This window comes from Staphylococcus sp. HMSC65H10 (assembly GCF_001839185.1).
Taxonomy (GTDB): Bacteria; Bacillota; Bacilli; order Staphylococcales; family Staphylococcaceae; genus Staphylococcus; species Staphylococcus simulans.
The window spans coordinates 31,135-46,360 of sequence record NZ_KV840327.1; the positions used below are offsets into that span (position 1 = coordinate 31,135).

Sequence of the window (15,226 nt, forward strand, 5' to 3'; positions counted from 1 at the left end):
TGTTATACTGATTCCATAAAGTATAACACATATAAAACGAGGGGTGCTTTTTATGACAACGAATATTGCAATTAATGGAATGGGACGCATTGGGCGCATGGTTTTGCGTATTGCTTCTAAAAATGATGATTTAAATGTAGTGGCAATTAATGCGAGTTATCCTCCAGAAACGATTGCACATTTAGTAAAATACGATACAACACATGGTAAATATGACGGTGATGTAGAACCGACAGAAAATGGTATTCGTATTGATGGTCATGATATTAAATTAGTTTCAGATCGTAATCCAGAAAATTTACCTTGGAAAGATTTAGATATTGATATTGTCATAGAAGCGACTGGGAAATTTAATCACGGAGACAAAGCGGATGCACATATTAAAGCAGGCGCTAAAAAAGTCTTATTAACAGGTCCTTCAAAAGGCGGTCACGTACAAATGGTTGTTAAAGGCGTTAACGATGACAGCTTAGATGTTGAAGAATTCGATATCTTTAGTAATGCTTCATGTACGACAAACTGTATCGGTCCAGTAGCAAAAGTATTAAACGACAACTTTGGAATCGAAAATGGTTTAATGACTACAGTACATGCGATTACAAACGACCAAAAAAATATTGATAACCCACACAAAGATTTACGCCGTGCGCGTTCTTGTAACGAAAGTATTATCCCAACTTCAACAGGTGCTGCAAAAGCATTGAAAGAAGTTTTACCTGAATTAGAAGGTAAATTACATGGTATGGCACTTCGTGTTCCTACTAAAAACGTTTCATTAGTAGACTTAGTAGTAGACTTAAAAGAAGATGTAACAGCTGAGCAAGTCAACAAAGCATTTGAAGATGCTGACTTAGAAGGCGTATTAGCTGTTTCAGATGAGCCGCTAGTATCAGTTGACTTTAACACAAACCCTAACTCAGCAATCGTTGATTCAATGTCAACGCTTGTAATGGATGACAAGAAAGTTAAAGTGATTGCATGGTACGACAATGAATGGGGTTATTCTAACCGCGTTGTTGATATTGCAGTTCAAATTGGTGAATTGTTAAAAACAAAAGAAAAAGCAACAGCTTAATTGAAACTGCTGTCATAAATTTTTAACCAGTTAATCAGAAGTAGGGCTCTGATTAACTGGTTTTTTTATGTGCTGGCTTCCTTTCTTTTGTGACTTGCACTTTTATAGTATAATAGGCGTAATCAATTAAAGAGGTGAAAATGAATGAAATGCCCTAAATGTAATTCTACGCATTCTCGTGTGATAGATTCTAGACATGCTGATGAAGCCAATGCCATTCGCAGACGTCGTGAATGTGAAAATTGCGGCACTCGTTTTACTACATTTGAGCATATTGAAATGAGTCCGCTTATCGTAGTGAAAAAAGATGGCACACGTGAGCAGTTTTCACGTGACAAAATATTGAATGGGCTCGTTCGTTCGTGTGAAAAGAGACCAGTCGGTTATCAACAGCTTGAAGATATTACAAATAAAGTAGAATGGCGTTTAAGAGATGAAGGCCATGCAGAGGTTTCTTCAAGAGAAATTGGCGAACATGTGATGAATTTATTAATGCATGTGGATCAAGTATCCTATGTAAGATTCGCCTCTGTATATAAAGAATTTAAAGATGTCGATCAATTGCTTGAATCTATGCAAGGCATCTTACAAGAAAAGAATAAACGGAGTGAATCTTGATGAAGTTGAGTCAAAATGACTTTGGATTACGTCCGCAAGATCCATTCAAAGTGCTGCAAGCACAAAATCTTTCTGCATCTCAACTCGAAGTATTGAACCGTTTGTTTACACCACTAATCGGTACAACAGCCATCGGTGTGTATCATTATCTTTCTCAGTTTGCAGAGGTTAAACAACAAAAAGACTATACACATTATGTGATTATGAGTGAGTTGAAATTAAACCTAGGTCAATTCAGAGAAGAAATGAATCGTTTGGAAGCGATTGGACTGATTAAAACCTATGCAAAACATGATGAAAATCAATCACAATTTGTGTATTTGTTAGTCGATCCGCCATCACCAAAAACATTTTTCAATGATCCTATGTTATCTGTTTATCTCTATAAAGAAGTTGAGGGTAAACGTTTCCATGAATTACGTCGTTATTTTGAAACGACACAAGTTGATTTATCAAATTATCATGAAGTGACAAGAAATTTTACAGATGTTTTTAAAGTACCAAATCATGCGTTAGATAAGGTAGATACGACACATCAAATAACAGAATCACAAAAATACGATGGTATGAACTTAGACCGTGTTCACTTTGACTTCGAATTGTTGTATCAATTACTAAGCAATCATTTTGTCAGTGCAGAAATAATAGAAGAAAAAACGAAACATCTCATTACACAACTCGCTGTGCTATATGGTATAACGCCGGAAGGGATGAAGAATTTGATTTTAAAATCGCTGACAAGTGCACAAAAAATTTCGTTTGAAGAGTTGCGTAAACAAGCGCGTGCGTTTTATGCGATTGAACACGAAAATCAATTGCCGTCTTTAGAGGCGCAAGCAGAACCTGTTCGACCAGAAACTGCAGAAGAGGCACAAATAGAAATCAATTCTATTCCTCAAACAGATGAAGAGTTTAAACAATGGTTTAAATTAATGGATAATTTAAGTCCGATTGATATGTTGACAGGGTGGTCTGGTTCAGAACCGACACCTCAACAAAAATATATGATAGAAGACATAATCGTGCGAGAACAATTACCGTTTGGTGTAATTAATATGTTATTACAATACGCCATGTTAAACAGTGGGATGAAATTGACTAAAAAGTATATATTAGAGATTGCATCAAACTGGAAAAAATTGGAAATCAGTTCTGCAGAAGAAGCCTATCATCATGTGATGAAGTTGAAAAAGGATGAACAAGAACGTCAAACTAAAAGTTATCAACAACAAAGCGGTCCAAAACGCTTTAATAATAGAAGAAATCCTGTATCGAAAGAGATTACACCTGATTGGCTGTTGAATCGAGAACATGAAAAACGTCGTAAGAAAGGTGAAAAACGTTCATCCGCTTCAACCGACCAATCTCTCGCGCAAGATAGTGCAGCCTTTTTACAACACTTAAAAGAAACATGGAAGGAGGATGAATAATATGAAACGTTTCAGCAATATCATGCAGACATCTCCAGATTTTCAAAAAAGATTTGAGAAAATCAAAAGAGATGTAATTAATGATCCTGACGTTAAACGCTTCCTAGAAGAACATCAATCTGAAGTAACGAATCGGATGATTGAAGAAGACTTGAATATTTTGCAAGAATATAAAGACCAGCAAAAACATTATGATGGCCATGAATTCAAAGATTGTCCTAACTTTGTTAAAGGTCATGTACCTGAACTCTATATTGAACATAACAGAATTAAAATCAAATACCTTCCATGTCCATGCAAAATCAAACACGATCAAGAACAACGAGAAGCACATTTAATCACTTCACATCATATGCAGAGAGATACGTTAGATGCTAAATTAGCAGATATTTATATGGATAATCGTGAACGTTTAAATGTAGCTATGAAAGCTGATGAATTATGCAAAGCAATCGTAAGAGGAGAAAGTGTTAAAGGTTTATATTTATATGGTTCTTTTGGTACAGGTAAATCCTTTATTTTAGGTGCGATTGCCAATCAATTGAAGTCCAAACTGATTCCTTCAACGATTGTATACCTACCTGAATTCATCCGTACGTTAAAAAATGGATTTAAAGATGGTTCATTTGAACGTAAATTACAAGTGGTCAGAGAAGCGAATATCCTCATGCTAGATGATATCGGTGCAGAAGAAGTCACACCATGGGTGCGTGACGAAGTCATCGGACCATTACTGCATTATAGAATGGTACAAGAGTTGCCGACATTCTTTAGCTCAAACTTTGATTTCAAAGCTTTAGAACACCATTTAGCGATGACGCGAGATGGCTCTGAACAGACAAAAGCTGCTAGAATTATGGAACGTATTAAATCTTTAGCAGAACCCTATGAATTAGTCGGCGAGAATTATCGTGATGATTGATATTTTTTGAAAATGAGTTATAATAGAATTAAATCTAAATCAACGTAAACATTAAAGGATATGACATGTTTTTCACTGTTATACAGAAAATTGCTGGTGATGAGAAAGCAGTTAACATACTAATATGTTACTCCCTTTTAGATAAATGATATTCGTAATGAATATCCGGCTCAAGACCGTTATCTTATGCAGAGATGAGAAACAGTATCATGGGAATGTTCTGTTTCTTAAACTAGGGTGGTATCACGAGAACCTCGTCCCTTTATAGGGCGGGGTTCTTTTTGTTTTACGTGAAGATTATAAATGGAGGCGTTTATGAATGGACAAAATTAGTATTACATTTCCAGATGGCAACAGTTCTGAATTTGATAAAGGCATTACTACTGAAGAAATCGCACAATCAATCAGTCCTGGGTTAAGAAAAAAAGCAGTAGCAGGTAAATTTAATGGACAAATGGTTGATTTGACTCGTCCACTTGAAGAAGATGGATCAATTGAAATCGTAACTCCTGGCAGTGAAGAAGCACTTGAAGTGTTACGTCACTCTACAGCGCATTTAATGGCACAAGCATTAAAACGTTTGTATGGCGACGTGAAATTCGGTGTAGGTCCTGTCATTGAAGGCGGTTTCTACTATGATTTCGATACTGATGCTAAAATTTCTTCAGATGATTTCCCTGAAATCGAAAAAACAATGAAACAAATTGTAAATGAAAATCATAAAATTGAACGTAAAGTAGTCAGCCGTAATGAAGCGAAAGACTTCTTTAAAGACGATCCGTATAAACAAGAATTAATCGATGCAATTCCTGAAGATGAAAATGTGACACTATATACACAAGGTGAATTCACTGACTTATGCCGTGGTGTACACGTACCATCTACTTCAAAAATCAAAGAGTTCAAACTATTATCTACAGCAGGTGCATATTGGCGCGGTGACAGCAACAATAAAATGTTACAACGTATTTATGGTACAGCGTTCTTTGATAAAAAAGAATTAAAAGCACATTTAAAAATGCTTGAAGAACGTAAAGAACGTGACCACCGTAAAATCGGTAAAGAATTAGACTTATTTATGAACAGTCAATTAGTAGGCGCTGGTTTACCATTATGGTTACCAAACGGTGCAACAATTCGTCGTGAAATTGAACGTTACATCGTAGATAAAGAAGTTAGTTTAGGCTATGACCATGTTTATACACCTGTTTTAGCTAATGTTGACTTATATAAAACTTCAGGACACTGGGATCATTACCAAGATGACATGTTCCCACCAATGAAATTGGACGAAACTGAAGAAATGGTTTTACGTCCGATGAACTGCCCACACCATATGATGATTTATAAAAATAAACCACATTCATACAGAGAATTACCAATTCGTATTGCTGAATTAGGTACAATGCATCGTTATGAAGCAAGTGGTGCGGTATCAGGCTTACAACGTGTACGTGGTATGACTTTAAATGACGCACACATCTTCGTACGCCCAGATCAAATTAAAGAAGAGTTCAAACGTGTAGTTGAATTAGTACAAGAAGTTTACAAAGACTTTGGTTTCGAAAACTACAGCTTCCGTTTAAGCTATCGTGATCCAGAAGATACAGAGAAATACTTCGATGATGATGAAATGTGGAACAAAGCTGAGGCAATGTTGAAAGAAGCAGTAGATGAAATGAACTTACCGTATGAAGAAGCGGTAGGGGAAGCAGCATTCTACGGTCCTAAATTAGACGTTCAAGTTAAAACAGCTATGGGTAAAGAAGAAACTTTATCAACAGTTCAACTTGACTTCTTATTACCAGAACGCTTCGACTTAGCTTATATCGGTAAAGATGGTGAAGAACACCGTCCAGTAGTTATCCACCGTGGTGTGGTATCAACTATGGAACGTTTCGTAGCATTCTTAACTGAAGAAACTAAAGGGGCTTTCCCAACTTGGTTAGCACCAATGCAAGTTGAAATCATCCCAGTTAATGTGGACTTACATTATGATTATGCACGTCAAATCCAAGATGAATTAAAATCACAAGGTGTGCGTGTAGAAATTGATGATCGTAATGAAAAAATGGGTTATAAAATCCGTGAAGCACAAATGCATAAAATCCCATATCAACTTGTAATTGGAGACAAAGAAATTGAAAACAATGAAGTGAACGTGCGTAAATACGGTTCTAAAGATCAAGAAACTGTAGAAAAAGATGAATTCATCTGGAATTTAGTCGATGAAATTCGTCTAAAAAAACAACGTTCAAATTAAGACCTTGAAATCAGTCTGGAATTAAGGTATATTACAATGTAGTTAATTAAATATTAAAAAAGTGTTAGAGGTTGCATCTTTGATGAGTTGCTTATCAGAAGCTTTATTGGAGCGTAGGTTGAATAAGTTAAAGGCAAAGATGCCGAAATTTACAATAGCCATAACTGTTGTATTTTGGGTCAGTTTCCGAATAGGAACTGGACTGTCACATAATGTGATGTGCTACCGTATATGATAAATTTCAAGTGATGGTCGCATATCTGTAGCGGCCATCATTTTTTGTATTCATGCAAGCCTCTATACTAAAGAAAGGAATCGATTATGAACAATCAATCTAATCAGGATGCAGGCATCCAAAGAGGTCTAAAAGACCGTCATATTTCCATGATCGCCATCGGGGGATGTATCGGAACAGGATTATTCGTTACATCTGGCGGTGCAATTCATGATGCTGGACCACTCGGCGCATTAATCGCCTACGCAGTTATCGGTATTATGGTGTTCTTCTTGATGACATCATTAGGAGAAATGGCAACGTACTTACCAGTATCTGGTTCATTCAGTACGTACGCAACACGATTTGTAGACCCATCATTAGGCTTTGCTTTAGGATGGAACTATTGGTTTAACTGGGTTATCACTGTAGCAGCTGACGTAACTATTGCAGCGCAAGTGATTCAGTACTGGGATCCAATGAAAGGCATTCCTGCATGGGCATGGAGTGTACTCTTCCTTATCATCATCTTCGCTTTAAACTCATTATCAGTTAGAGTGTATGGTGAAAGTGAATATTGGTTTGCATTAATTAAAGTAATAACAGTTATTGTCTTTATTGGTATCGGTTTACTTACTATTGTCGGTATCATGGGCGGTAAATTCATCGGATTTGAAACATTTACTTCTGGTGACGGCCCGATTTTAGGTGGTAATTTAGGCGGAAGCTTATTATCAATCTTAGGTGTATTCTTAATTGCTGGTTTCTCATTCCAAGGAACAGAGTTAATCGGTATTACAGCAGGGGAATCAGAAAATCCTGAACGTGCTGTACCAAAAGCAATTAAACAAGTATTCTGGAGAATTTTATTATTCTATATCTTAGCTATCTTTGTAATTGGTATGATTATTCCTTATACTCATCCAGCATTGATGGGCGGAGAAGATAACATCGCGACATCACCATTTACATTAGTATTTAAAAATGCTGGTTTAGCGTTTGCGGCATCATTTATGAACGCAGTTATCTTAACTTCAGTATTATCAGCAGGTAACTCTGGTATGTACGCATCAACACGTATGTTGTACTCTATGAGTAAAGATAAACTTGCAGCATCAGCATTTGGTAAAACTACAAAGCATGGTGTGCCATTCTTAGCATTAATCGCAACTGGCGCCGTAACAGTATTAATCTTCTTAATACAACGCTTAAGCGGTGATGCATATGAATACATCGTTGCAGCAAGTGGTATGACAGGCTTTATCGCATGGGTTGGTATTGCAATCAGTCACTATCGATTCAGACGTGCATTTAAAGTCCAAAATTATGATAAACATGAATTGAAATACAAAGCTAAATGGTTCCCATTCGGTCCGATTTTCGCAGGTATCTTATGTGTGATTGTTATTATCGGCCAAGATGTTGATTTCATTAAAACAGGTGATTTTGATCCAAATCGCTTCATTATCACTTACATGGGTATTCCAGTTTTCTTAGCATTCTTCTTGTATCATAAAATCAGATATAAAACTAAAAAAATTCCATTGAAACAAGTTGACTTAAGTCAAGACGTGGATATGAGCCAATTTAAATAAAGTTAAAAATTTTAATTGACTTTGTCTTGTAATGTTGATATGATTGTATACGTTGAATACGAAACGAACCAAGTAGAAGCTTCCCGCTTCTCACCTGTAGCGACGCTTAAGGCTGTTGGCAGGTCCAAAACAACGTTACAATGATGACGTTGACTTTATGGAAAAGAGCGGGCACTTCTGTGTCCGCTCTTTTTTACTTGGGATATTTCGTAAATATAACGGAGGTGTTAACCATAGCAAAAGATCAAACGCAAGTTAACGATAGAATTCGCGCAAGAGAAATTCGTGTCATTGGTCAAGACGGTGAACAAATCGGTGTTAAACAAAAACGTGAAGCATTAGAAATGGCTGATCGTGTTGGTTTAGATTTAGTCGTAGTAGCGCCTAACGCTAAACCACCTGTTGCTCGTATTATGGATTACGGTAAATACAAATTCGAGCAACAGAAAAAAGAAAAAGAAATGAAGAAAAAACAAAAAGTTATCAATGTTAAAGAAATTCGTTTAAGTCCAACAATTGAGGAACATGATTTCCAAACTAAGTTGAAACAAGGACGCAAATTCTTAACTAAAGGCGATAAATGTAAAGTTTCAATTCGTTTCAGAGGACGTGCCATCACTCATAAGGAAATTGGTCAACGTGTATTAGAGAAATTTGCAGGCGAATGCAAAGATATCGCTACAGTTGAACAAAAGCCTAAAATGGAAGGCCGTCAAATGTTTATTATGCTAGCACCACTAGCAGAAAAATAATTTTTAAAGATATTACAGGAGGAATTTCATTATGCCTAAAATGAAAACACACCGCGGAGCAGCTAAACGTGTTAAAAGAACTGCTTCAGGTAAATTAAAACGTTCAAGAGCTTATACTTCTCACTTATTCGCAAACAAAAGCACTAAACAAAAACGTCAATTACGTAAATCAGCTTTAGTTTCTAAAAGTGATATGAAACGTGTAGCACAATTATTAGCTTACAAAAAATAAGTTATTAACGAGATAAACACACAGGTCAGCTTTAGCTTTGAAATAAAGAAAGCGCCTGAAATAAATCAAAAATAATCAGAGTTATAGATATAACCAAGGAGGAATTCAATATGCCACGTGTTAAAGGTGGAACAGTAACAAGAGCGCGTCGTAAAAAAGTAATCAAATTAGCTAAAGGTTACTTCGGCTCTAAACATACTTTATATAAAGTAGCTAAACAACAAGTAATGAAATCAGGTCAATACGCATTCCGTGACCGTCGTCAAAGAAAACGTGATTTCCGTAAATTATGGATTACTCGTATCAATGCAGCAGCTCGTAACCACGGCTTAAGCTACTCAAAATTAATGAACGGCTTAAAACAAGCTGACATCGACATTAACCGTAAAATGCTTTCTGAAATTGCAATTTCAGACGACAAAGCTTTCGGCGAATTAGTTGAAAAAGCTAAAGCAGCTTTAAAATAATTCATTTACAATACTCAATCATTGGTAGATAAGCGTACTGATGATTGAGTTTTTTTAATACAACTTTACGTTGATTTTAAAACTTTGATAGAATACAGACAAGTACATAAACCCAAAGTAAAGGAGAAACACATGTCGAAATTTGATGAAAGAATAATTGTAGTACCAAGAGAAATTGTTTTTAACAAAGAAAAAGACGCATTTAATGGTTTCTTATCAAAAAATGATCCGTCAGGGGAAGCGATTTTCGATAACTTAGACAAGTACGAAGTGAAACGTCGCGGTGATATGGAAGAAGATCCGACATATAAACAATTAATTTCATATTGTTTATTAGAGAACGAAAAGGGCGAAATATTAGTATATGAACGCCTTTCTGGTGGCGGTGAAAGTCGTCTGCATGGACAGTCATCAATTGGTGTCGGCGGTCATATGAATGATGTTATGGATGCACAATCTATTAATGAAGTCTTACGTGTGAACGCACAACGTGAACTAGAAGAAGAAGTAGGTCTTAACAGCAGCAAAACACAAAACATGGAATACATTGGTTTTATTAACGATGATACGAATGAAGTGGGAGAAGTCCATTTAGGTGTCGTATTTAAAATCAGAGTAGATTCAAATAGTGTAGAAGCAAAAGAAACTGACACACTTAAAATCAAATGGATGAATCAAGGTAAAATTGAAAATTACGATGATTTTGAAACATGGAGTGCATTAATCTTACAAGCATTTAATTAGAAGCGGGTGTTAATAATGACTGACATAATCCCATTTCCACAAAATCAATCCAAATTGATTAATGATATTAAAACATCTTTTAAGCATGAACAGTATGATGAGATGTATGATCTTTTTATGAAGTATGAAAAAGATTTTGAACTCGATACTGACTTGGCTTTATTGAAGTGTGAAATGCTTCTGAGAATGGAACAATACTTAGAATTGCGTGAAGAAGCGATTATTTTGTTGAAACAAGGCTTCGATGCATATAATCGCTTAATGGTGTATTATATGACAAGTCTGCATGGGTTAGGCCAATATTATGAATGTGTTAACCTGTTCAATCAGATTATTGATCAAGTAAAAGATCATGATATACGCATGCAGTTGTTTCCTATTAAAGAAGATGCACAAATGCAGCTGAATCAAAATAAAAAGCACTATATTTCAAAAATGAGTCGCTTTACAACGCTGACTATTGATCAACAGTTATATTTATTATTCGATATGATGCATGAAGGCCAATATGGCTTTGCGGAAACTTTTGCGGAAATTTTAAATCAAGAACGACTTCATTCGCATGTGCAAACAATTATCTTAGAATATTTGAAAAAAGCGCAGTATCAACACGAAATCAATTTTGTTAAAAATAATGCAGAATTTAAAGTCGTACCGAAAGCTCTGCCAGGACTTGAATATGCATCTTTTACACAAAAGGTAATTCCAGCGGTGATGCAACAATTTGAAGACCAATTCGGCAGTCAGATGCGAAGTGAAATTTCACAGATGTTGCAAGGTTTTGCAATTGGTATTTATCCATTGGAAATCGAACAAGAAGCACCTGTAGACGCATGGATTGACACATTCTTCAATTATATAGAAGATATGTTGAATCTATCAGAATCAGCAGAGAAACATATGAGTGAACCTGTTTTGAAGTGGATTCATGCGATAGAACAGAATATCACTCAATAATTGGGGTAATATGATATTATTGACCTTGATAGAAAATGAAAAATTAGTTTGTTTTAACATTGCGTATACGTTCTAATCACCAGGTTTGTAACCAATTTATACGTATGCTATAATGAAAAAGTTGAAAAATTAAAAAAGGATTATCATGGAGGTTTTTATACATGACAGCAACATGGGAAAAAAAGGAAGGTAACCAAGGCGTTTTAGAAGTTACAGTTCCTGCTAAAAAAGTAGATCAAGCAATCGATCAAGCATTCAAGAAAGTAGTTAAACAAGTAAATATTCCTGGTTTCCGTAAAGGGAAAGTTCCTCGCCAAATTTTTGAACAACGTTTTGGTGTAGAAGCACTTTACCAAGATGCAGTAGATATCTTATTACCAGAAGCTTATGGTGAAGCTATCGAAGAAACTGGTATCAAACCAGTTGATCAACCAGAAATCGAAGTAACACAAATCGAAAAAGGTAAAGACTTGAAATTCAACGCTACTGTTACAGTTGAACCAGAAGTAAAACTTGGTGAATACAAAGGTCTTGAAATTGAAAGACAAAATGCTGAATTAACAGACGAAGAATTACAAGAACAAATTGATCACAGCTTAGGTCACTTAGCTGAAATGGTAATCAAAGAAGATGGTGCAGTTGAAGAAGGCGATACTGTAAACTTAGACTTCGATGGTTATGTTGATGGTGAACAATTTGAAGGCGGACAAGCTGAAGGTTACGATTTAGAAATCGGTTCAGGTATGTTCATCCCTGGTTTCGAAGAACAATTAGTTGGCTTAAAAACTGGTGAAGAAAAAGACGTTAAAGTTACATTCCCAGAAGAATACCACGCTGAAGAATTAGCTGGTAAAGAAGCAACATTCAAAGTAAAAATCAATGAAATCAAATACAAAAATGTTCCAGAATTAGACGATGAAATTGCGAACGAATTAGATTCAGATGCAGATAGCGTTGATGAATATAAAGAAAATCTTCGCAAACGTCTTGAAGAAGAAAAGAAAGTCAATGCTGAAAATATTGAAAAAGAAGAAGCAATCAACAAAGCAGTTGAAAATGCTGAAGTAGATATTCCAGAAGCTATGATTAACACTGAGTTAAACCGTATGATGCAAGAATTCGAACAACGTATTCAACAATCAGGTCTTAACTTAGAAACTTACTTCCAAATCTCTGGTCAAGATGAATCTCAATTAAGAGAACAAATGAAAGACGACGCAGAAGCACGTGTTAAAACTAACTTAACATTAACTGCGATTGCGAATGCTGAAGACGTAGAAGCATCTGAAGAAGATGTTGATAAAGAGTTAGAAGCAATGAGTACACAATTCGGTATCTCTGCTGAAGATATCAAGAAAACATTAGGCAACACTGACTTAATTAAAGGTGATGTACGTGTTAAAAAAGTTATCGATTTATTAGTAGACAATGCTAAATTTGTTGAAGGTAAAGAAGATAACAAAGAAGAAGAAAAAGAAGAAAAATAATTCATTCATTTCCAATTGAATAAATGAATAGGTAGAGGGTGAAGTTGCATGATAACTGATTCATACTGAGATGCATGTGCATCATATGAATTAAAACATGTGATTTCATCCTCTACAGTGATTTACGGTCGAAATCATTTCGTTTTAGATATGCTTGTGCTATATTGTTTGTAAGCAATTTTGTTGCATAACCTTTACAAAATGATATATTCAATATACAAGTTGATAAAGTAATGAAATCACCATAGATAAAATAAAAATAATTGTAAATGAACTAAAACCTGCAAAAATGTCGGATATATCCAGGTTTTAAAAGAAACGATAAAGTCTATAAACACATTTATTGCATACTATAAAGTGTTTTAGTATAGTCTTTATGGAATAGAGGTGTAAATAATAAATGTTTAAGTTCAATGAAGATGAAGAAAAATTGAAATGTTCTTTCTGTGGTAAAGACCAAGACCAAGTTAAGAAACTTGTAGCTGGTAGCGGCGTGTACATTTGTAATGAATGTATTGAATTATGTTCAGAAATTGTTGAAGAAGAACTTGCGCAAACTGCTACAGAAGAATTTACAGATTTACCGACCCCGAAAGAGATTATGGATCAATTAAACAACTATGTAATTGGTCAAGAAAAAGCTAAGAAATCATTATCTGTTGCTGTATACAACCACTACAAACGTATCCAACAACTAGGACCGAATGATGACGATGTAGAACTACAAAAAAGTAACGTTGCTTTAATCGGACCTACAGGTAGCGGTAAAACATTACTTGCACAAACTTTAGCTAAAACATTGAATGTTCCATTTGCGATTGCGGATGCAACAAGTTTAACTGAAGCAGGTTATGTTGGTGAAGACGTAGAAAATATCTTACTACGTTTAATCCAAGCAGCTGACTTTGATATTGATAAAGCTGAAAAAGGTATTATTTACGTGGATGAAATTGATAAGATTGCACGTAAATCAGAAAACACTTCAATTACACGTGATGTGTCAGGTGAAGGTGTTCAACAAGCATTGCTTAAAATTCTAGAAGGTACAACAGCAAGTGTTCCACCTCAAGGCGGACGTAAGCATCCTAACCAAGAGTTTATTCAAATTGATACAACGAATATCTTATTTATCCTTGGTGGTGCCTTTGATGGTATCGATGATGTCATCAAACGTCGTTTAGGTGAAAAAGTAATCGGCTTCGCAAGCAATGAAGCGGCGAAAGTTGATGAAAGTGCACTATTAGAACACATTCGTCCAGAAGATTTACAATCTTATGGATTAATTCCAGAATTTATCGGACGTATTCCAATTGTCGCAAACTTAGAAACATTAGATATTTCAGCATTGAAAAATATCTTAACGCAACCTAAGAATGCGTTAGTTAAACAATACAAAAAAATGCTTGAGCTAGATCATGTTGAACTAGAATTTACTGAAGAAGCTTTATCAGCGATTGCTGAAAAAGCTATCGAACGTAAAACTGGTGCACGTGGCTTACGTTCAATCATTGAAGAGTCATTAATTGAAATCATGTATGATATTCCGTCTACAGATGATGTAGCAAAAGTGGTTATCACTGCTGATACAATCAATAATGAATCTACACCAGAATTGTACGATGCGGAAGGAAACAAAGTGAATTTAGAAAAAACTTCTGCATAGTTTAGATAAATCAAGCACTCTTTTACTCTGTTGAGAGTAGGAGAGTGCTATTTTTATGGGCATTTTTGATAATAGATTCACTTTTAAAATTAAAATTTGATATAATGAAACGCGAATCAATCTAAAAGTAGTAGAAAAGAGGTCGAATATGAATATCAACCCAAATAATATAGAACTGTTAATCAGTGCAGTCAAACCTGATCAGTATCCAGAAACAGGACTTGATGAAGTGGCGTTAAGCGGGCGTTCAAATGTAGGCAAATCAACGTTCATCAATAGTATGATTGGACGTAAAAATATGGCAAGAACTTCACAACAGCCAGGGAAAACACAAACATTGAATTTTTATGATATAGATCAACAACTTGTTTTTGTGGATGTACCAGGTTATGGCTATGCGAAAGTAAGTAAAAAACAGAGAGAACAGTTTGGTAAAATGATAGAAAAATATATTACTGAACGTGAACAATTGAAGCTGGTAATCCAATTAATTGATATTAGACATGCGCCGACTCAAGACGATGTACTGATGTATGATTTTTTAAAGTATTATGATCTGCCGGTTTTAATCATTGCGACGAAACAAGATAAAATCGCCAAAGGTAAGATTCAAAAGCACCTTAAAGTGATTAGAGAAAAACTTGAAATGGAAAGTGAAGATACAATTATCAGTTATTCATCGATAAATAATAAGAATCAACAAGTGATATGGAATGCGATTCAAAGTTATTTATAATGAGTTTTATGTAAAAAGGTGACCTTTATTATTTATGAAACCTATGAATCATGATAAAGACTGTGAGTATC

General features: G+C 35.2%; 14 protein-coding genes, 1 riboswitch and 1 other annotated feature. All 14 genes read left to right on the forward strand.

What is annotated here, in order from left to right; translation table 11 throughout:
* Positions 1-52: 52 nt before the first annotated feature.
* The 14 genes from HMPREF3270_RS04220 to yihA all read left to right on the forward strand — a co-directional run bounded on the left by HMPREF3270_RS04220 (position 53) and on the right by yihA (position 15,155).
* The gene (locus HMPREF3270_RS04220; RefSeq protein WP_002481163.1) at positions 53-1,075 is read left to right on the forward strand and encodes a glyceraldehyde-3-phosphate dehydrogenase; all 1,023 of its coding nucleotides are present in this window, start codon (positions 53-55) and stop codon (positions 1,073-1,075) included.
* 144 nt (positions 1,076-1,219) lie between these two features.
* The gene (nrdR, locus tag HMPREF3270_RS04225; protein ID WP_002481162.1) at positions 1,220-1,693 is read left to right on the forward strand and encodes a transcriptional regulator NrdR; all 474 of its coding nucleotides are present in this window, start codon (positions 1,220-1,222) and stop codon (positions 1,691-1,693) included.
* The gene (locus HMPREF3270_RS04230; protein ID WP_070867175.1) at positions 1,693-3,123 is read left to right on the forward strand and encodes a replication initiation and membrane attachment family protein; all 1,431 of its coding nucleotides are present in this window, start codon (positions 1,693-1,695) and stop codon (positions 3,121-3,123) included. The genes nrdR and HMPREF3270_RS04230 overlap by 1 nt, the downstream gene beginning before the upstream one ends.
* Before the next feature lies 1 nt (position 3,124).
* Positions 3,125-4,045, forward strand: coding sequence for a primosomal protein DnaI (gene dnaI / locus HMPREF3270_RS04235; RefSeq protein WP_002481160.1), 921 nt, complete (start codon positions 3,125-3,127; stop codon positions 4,043-4,045).
* 319 nt (positions 4,046-4,364) lie between these two features.
* Positions 4,365-6,308, forward strand: a complete 1,944-nt coding sequence (thrS, locus tag HMPREF3270_RS04240; protein WP_002481159.1) for a threonine--tRNA ligase — start codon at positions 4,365-4,367, stop codon at positions 6,306-6,308.
* A 57-nt stretch (positions 6,309-6,365) separates the two neighbouring features.
* Positions 6,366-6,541, forward strand: a riboswitch (Lysine riboswitch).
* Positions 6,542-6,629: 88 nt separating this feature from the next.
* Positions 6,630-8,117 carry an amino acid permease gene (locus HMPREF3270_RS04245; RefSeq protein WP_002481158.1) on the forward strand — a complete coding sequence of 496 codons (1,488 nt, stop codon included), beginning with the start codon at positions 6,630-6,632 and terminating at the stop codon, positions 8,115-8,117.
* A 64-nt stretch (positions 8,118-8,181) separates the two neighbouring features.
* Positions 8,182-8,318: a sequence feature (ribosomal protein L20 leader region), on the forward strand.
* Between the two features lie 23 nt (positions 8,319-8,341).
* The gene (gene infC, locus HMPREF3270_RS04250) at positions 8,342-8,869 is read left to right on the forward strand and encodes a translation initiation factor IF-3 (RefSeq protein ID WP_031262802.1); all 528 of its coding nucleotides are present in this window, start codon (positions 8,342-8,344) and stop codon (positions 8,867-8,869) included.
* A 31-nt stretch (positions 8,870-8,900) separates the two neighbouring features.
* On the forward strand, positions 8,901-9,101 hold the full coding sequence (gene rpmI, locus HMPREF3270_RS04255; protein WP_002481156.1) for a 50S ribosomal protein L35: 201 nt from the start codon (positions 8,901-8,903) through the stop codon (positions 9,099-9,101).
* Positions 9,102-9,211: 110 nt separating this feature from the next.
* Positions 9,212-9,568, forward strand: a complete 357-nt coding sequence (gene rplT / locus HMPREF3270_RS04260) for a 50S ribosomal protein L20 (RefSeq protein WP_002481155.1) — start codon at positions 9,212-9,214, stop codon at positions 9,566-9,568.
* 132 nt (positions 9,569-9,700) lie between these two features.
* Entirely contained in the window at positions 9,701-10,312 is a 612-nt protein-coding gene (locus HMPREF3270_RS04265; protein WP_023016085.1) for an NUDIX domain-containing protein, read from the forward strand.
* 15 nt (positions 10,313-10,327) lie between these two features.
* Positions 10,328-11,269 (forward strand): hypothetical protein, encoded by a 942-nt coding sequence (locus HMPREF3270_RS04270; protein ID WP_070626876.1) that lies wholly within the window; start codon positions 10,328-10,330, stop codon positions 11,267-11,269.
* A gap of 161 nt (positions 11,270-11,430) precedes the next feature.
* Entirely contained in the window at positions 11,431-12,756 is a 1,326-nt protein-coding gene (gene tig, locus HMPREF3270_RS04275) for a trigger factor (protein WP_023016083.1), read from the forward strand.
* A gap of 400 nt (positions 12,757-13,156) precedes the next feature.
* Positions 13,157-14,419, forward strand: coding sequence for an ATP-dependent Clp protease ATP-binding subunit ClpX (gene clpX, locus HMPREF3270_RS04280; RefSeq protein ID WP_023016082.1), 1,263 nt, complete (start codon positions 13,157-13,159; stop codon positions 14,417-14,419).
* A 148-nt stretch (positions 14,420-14,567) separates the two neighbouring features.
* The gene (gene yihA, locus HMPREF3270_RS04285) at positions 14,568-15,155 is read left to right on the forward strand and encodes a ribosome biogenesis GTP-binding protein YihA/YsxC (RefSeq protein WP_023016081.1); all 588 of its coding nucleotides are present in this window, start codon (positions 14,568-14,570) and stop codon (positions 15,153-15,155) included.
* The last annotated feature ends 71 nt before the right edge of the window (positions 15,156-15,226 follow it).

What these genes read in the sequence shown, in the direction of transcription:
- HMPREF3270_RS04220 (WP_002481163.1), top strand. Translation starts at nt 53, where the DNA reads ATGACAACGAATATTGCAATTAATGGAATGGGACGCATTGGGCGCATG.
- nrdR (WP_002481162.1), top strand. Translation starts at nt 1,220, where the DNA reads ATGAAATGCCCTAAATGTAATTCTACGCATTCTCGTGTGATAGATTCT.
- HMPREF3270_RS04230 (WP_070867175.1), top strand. Translation starts at nt 1,693, where the DNA reads ATGAAGTTGAGTCAAAATGACTTTGGATTACGTCCGCAAGATCCATTC.
- dnaI (WP_002481160.1), top strand. Translation starts at nt 3,125, where the DNA reads ATGAAACGTTTCAGCAATATCATGCAGACATCTCCAGATTTTCAAAAA.
- thrS (WP_002481159.1), top strand. Translation starts at nt 4,365, where the DNA reads ATGGACAAAATTAGTATTACATTTCCAGATGGCAACAGTTCTGAATTT.
- HMPREF3270_RS04245 (WP_002481158.1), top strand. Translation starts at nt 6,630, where the DNA reads ATGAACAATCAATCTAATCAGGATGCAGGCATCCAAAGAGGTCTAAAA.
- rpmI (WP_002481156.1), top strand. Translation starts at nt 8,901, where the DNA reads ATGCCTAAAATGAAAACACACCGCGGAGCAGCTAAACGTGTTAAAAGA.
- rplT (WP_002481155.1), top strand. Translation starts at nt 9,212, where the DNA reads ATGCCACGTGTTAAAGGTGGAACAGTAACAAGAGCGCGTCGTAAAAAA.
- HMPREF3270_RS04265 (WP_023016085.1), top strand. Translation starts at nt 9,701, where the DNA reads ATGTCGAAATTTGATGAAAGAATAATTGTAGTACCAAGAGAAATTGTT.
- HMPREF3270_RS04270 (WP_070626876.1), top strand. Translation starts at nt 10,328, where the DNA reads ATGACTGACATAATCCCATTTCCACAAAATCAATCCAAATTGATTAAT.
- tig (WP_023016083.1), top strand. Translation starts at nt 11,431, where the DNA reads ATGACAGCAACATGGGAAAAAAAGGAAGGTAACCAAGGCGTTTTAGAA.
- clpX (WP_023016082.1), top strand. Translation starts at nt 13,157, where the DNA reads ATGTTTAAGTTCAATGAAGATGAAGAAAAATTGAAATGTTCTTTCTGT.
- yihA (WP_023016081.1), top strand. Translation starts at nt 14,568, where the DNA reads ATGAATATCAACCCAAATAATATAGAACTGTTAATCAGTGCAGTCAAA.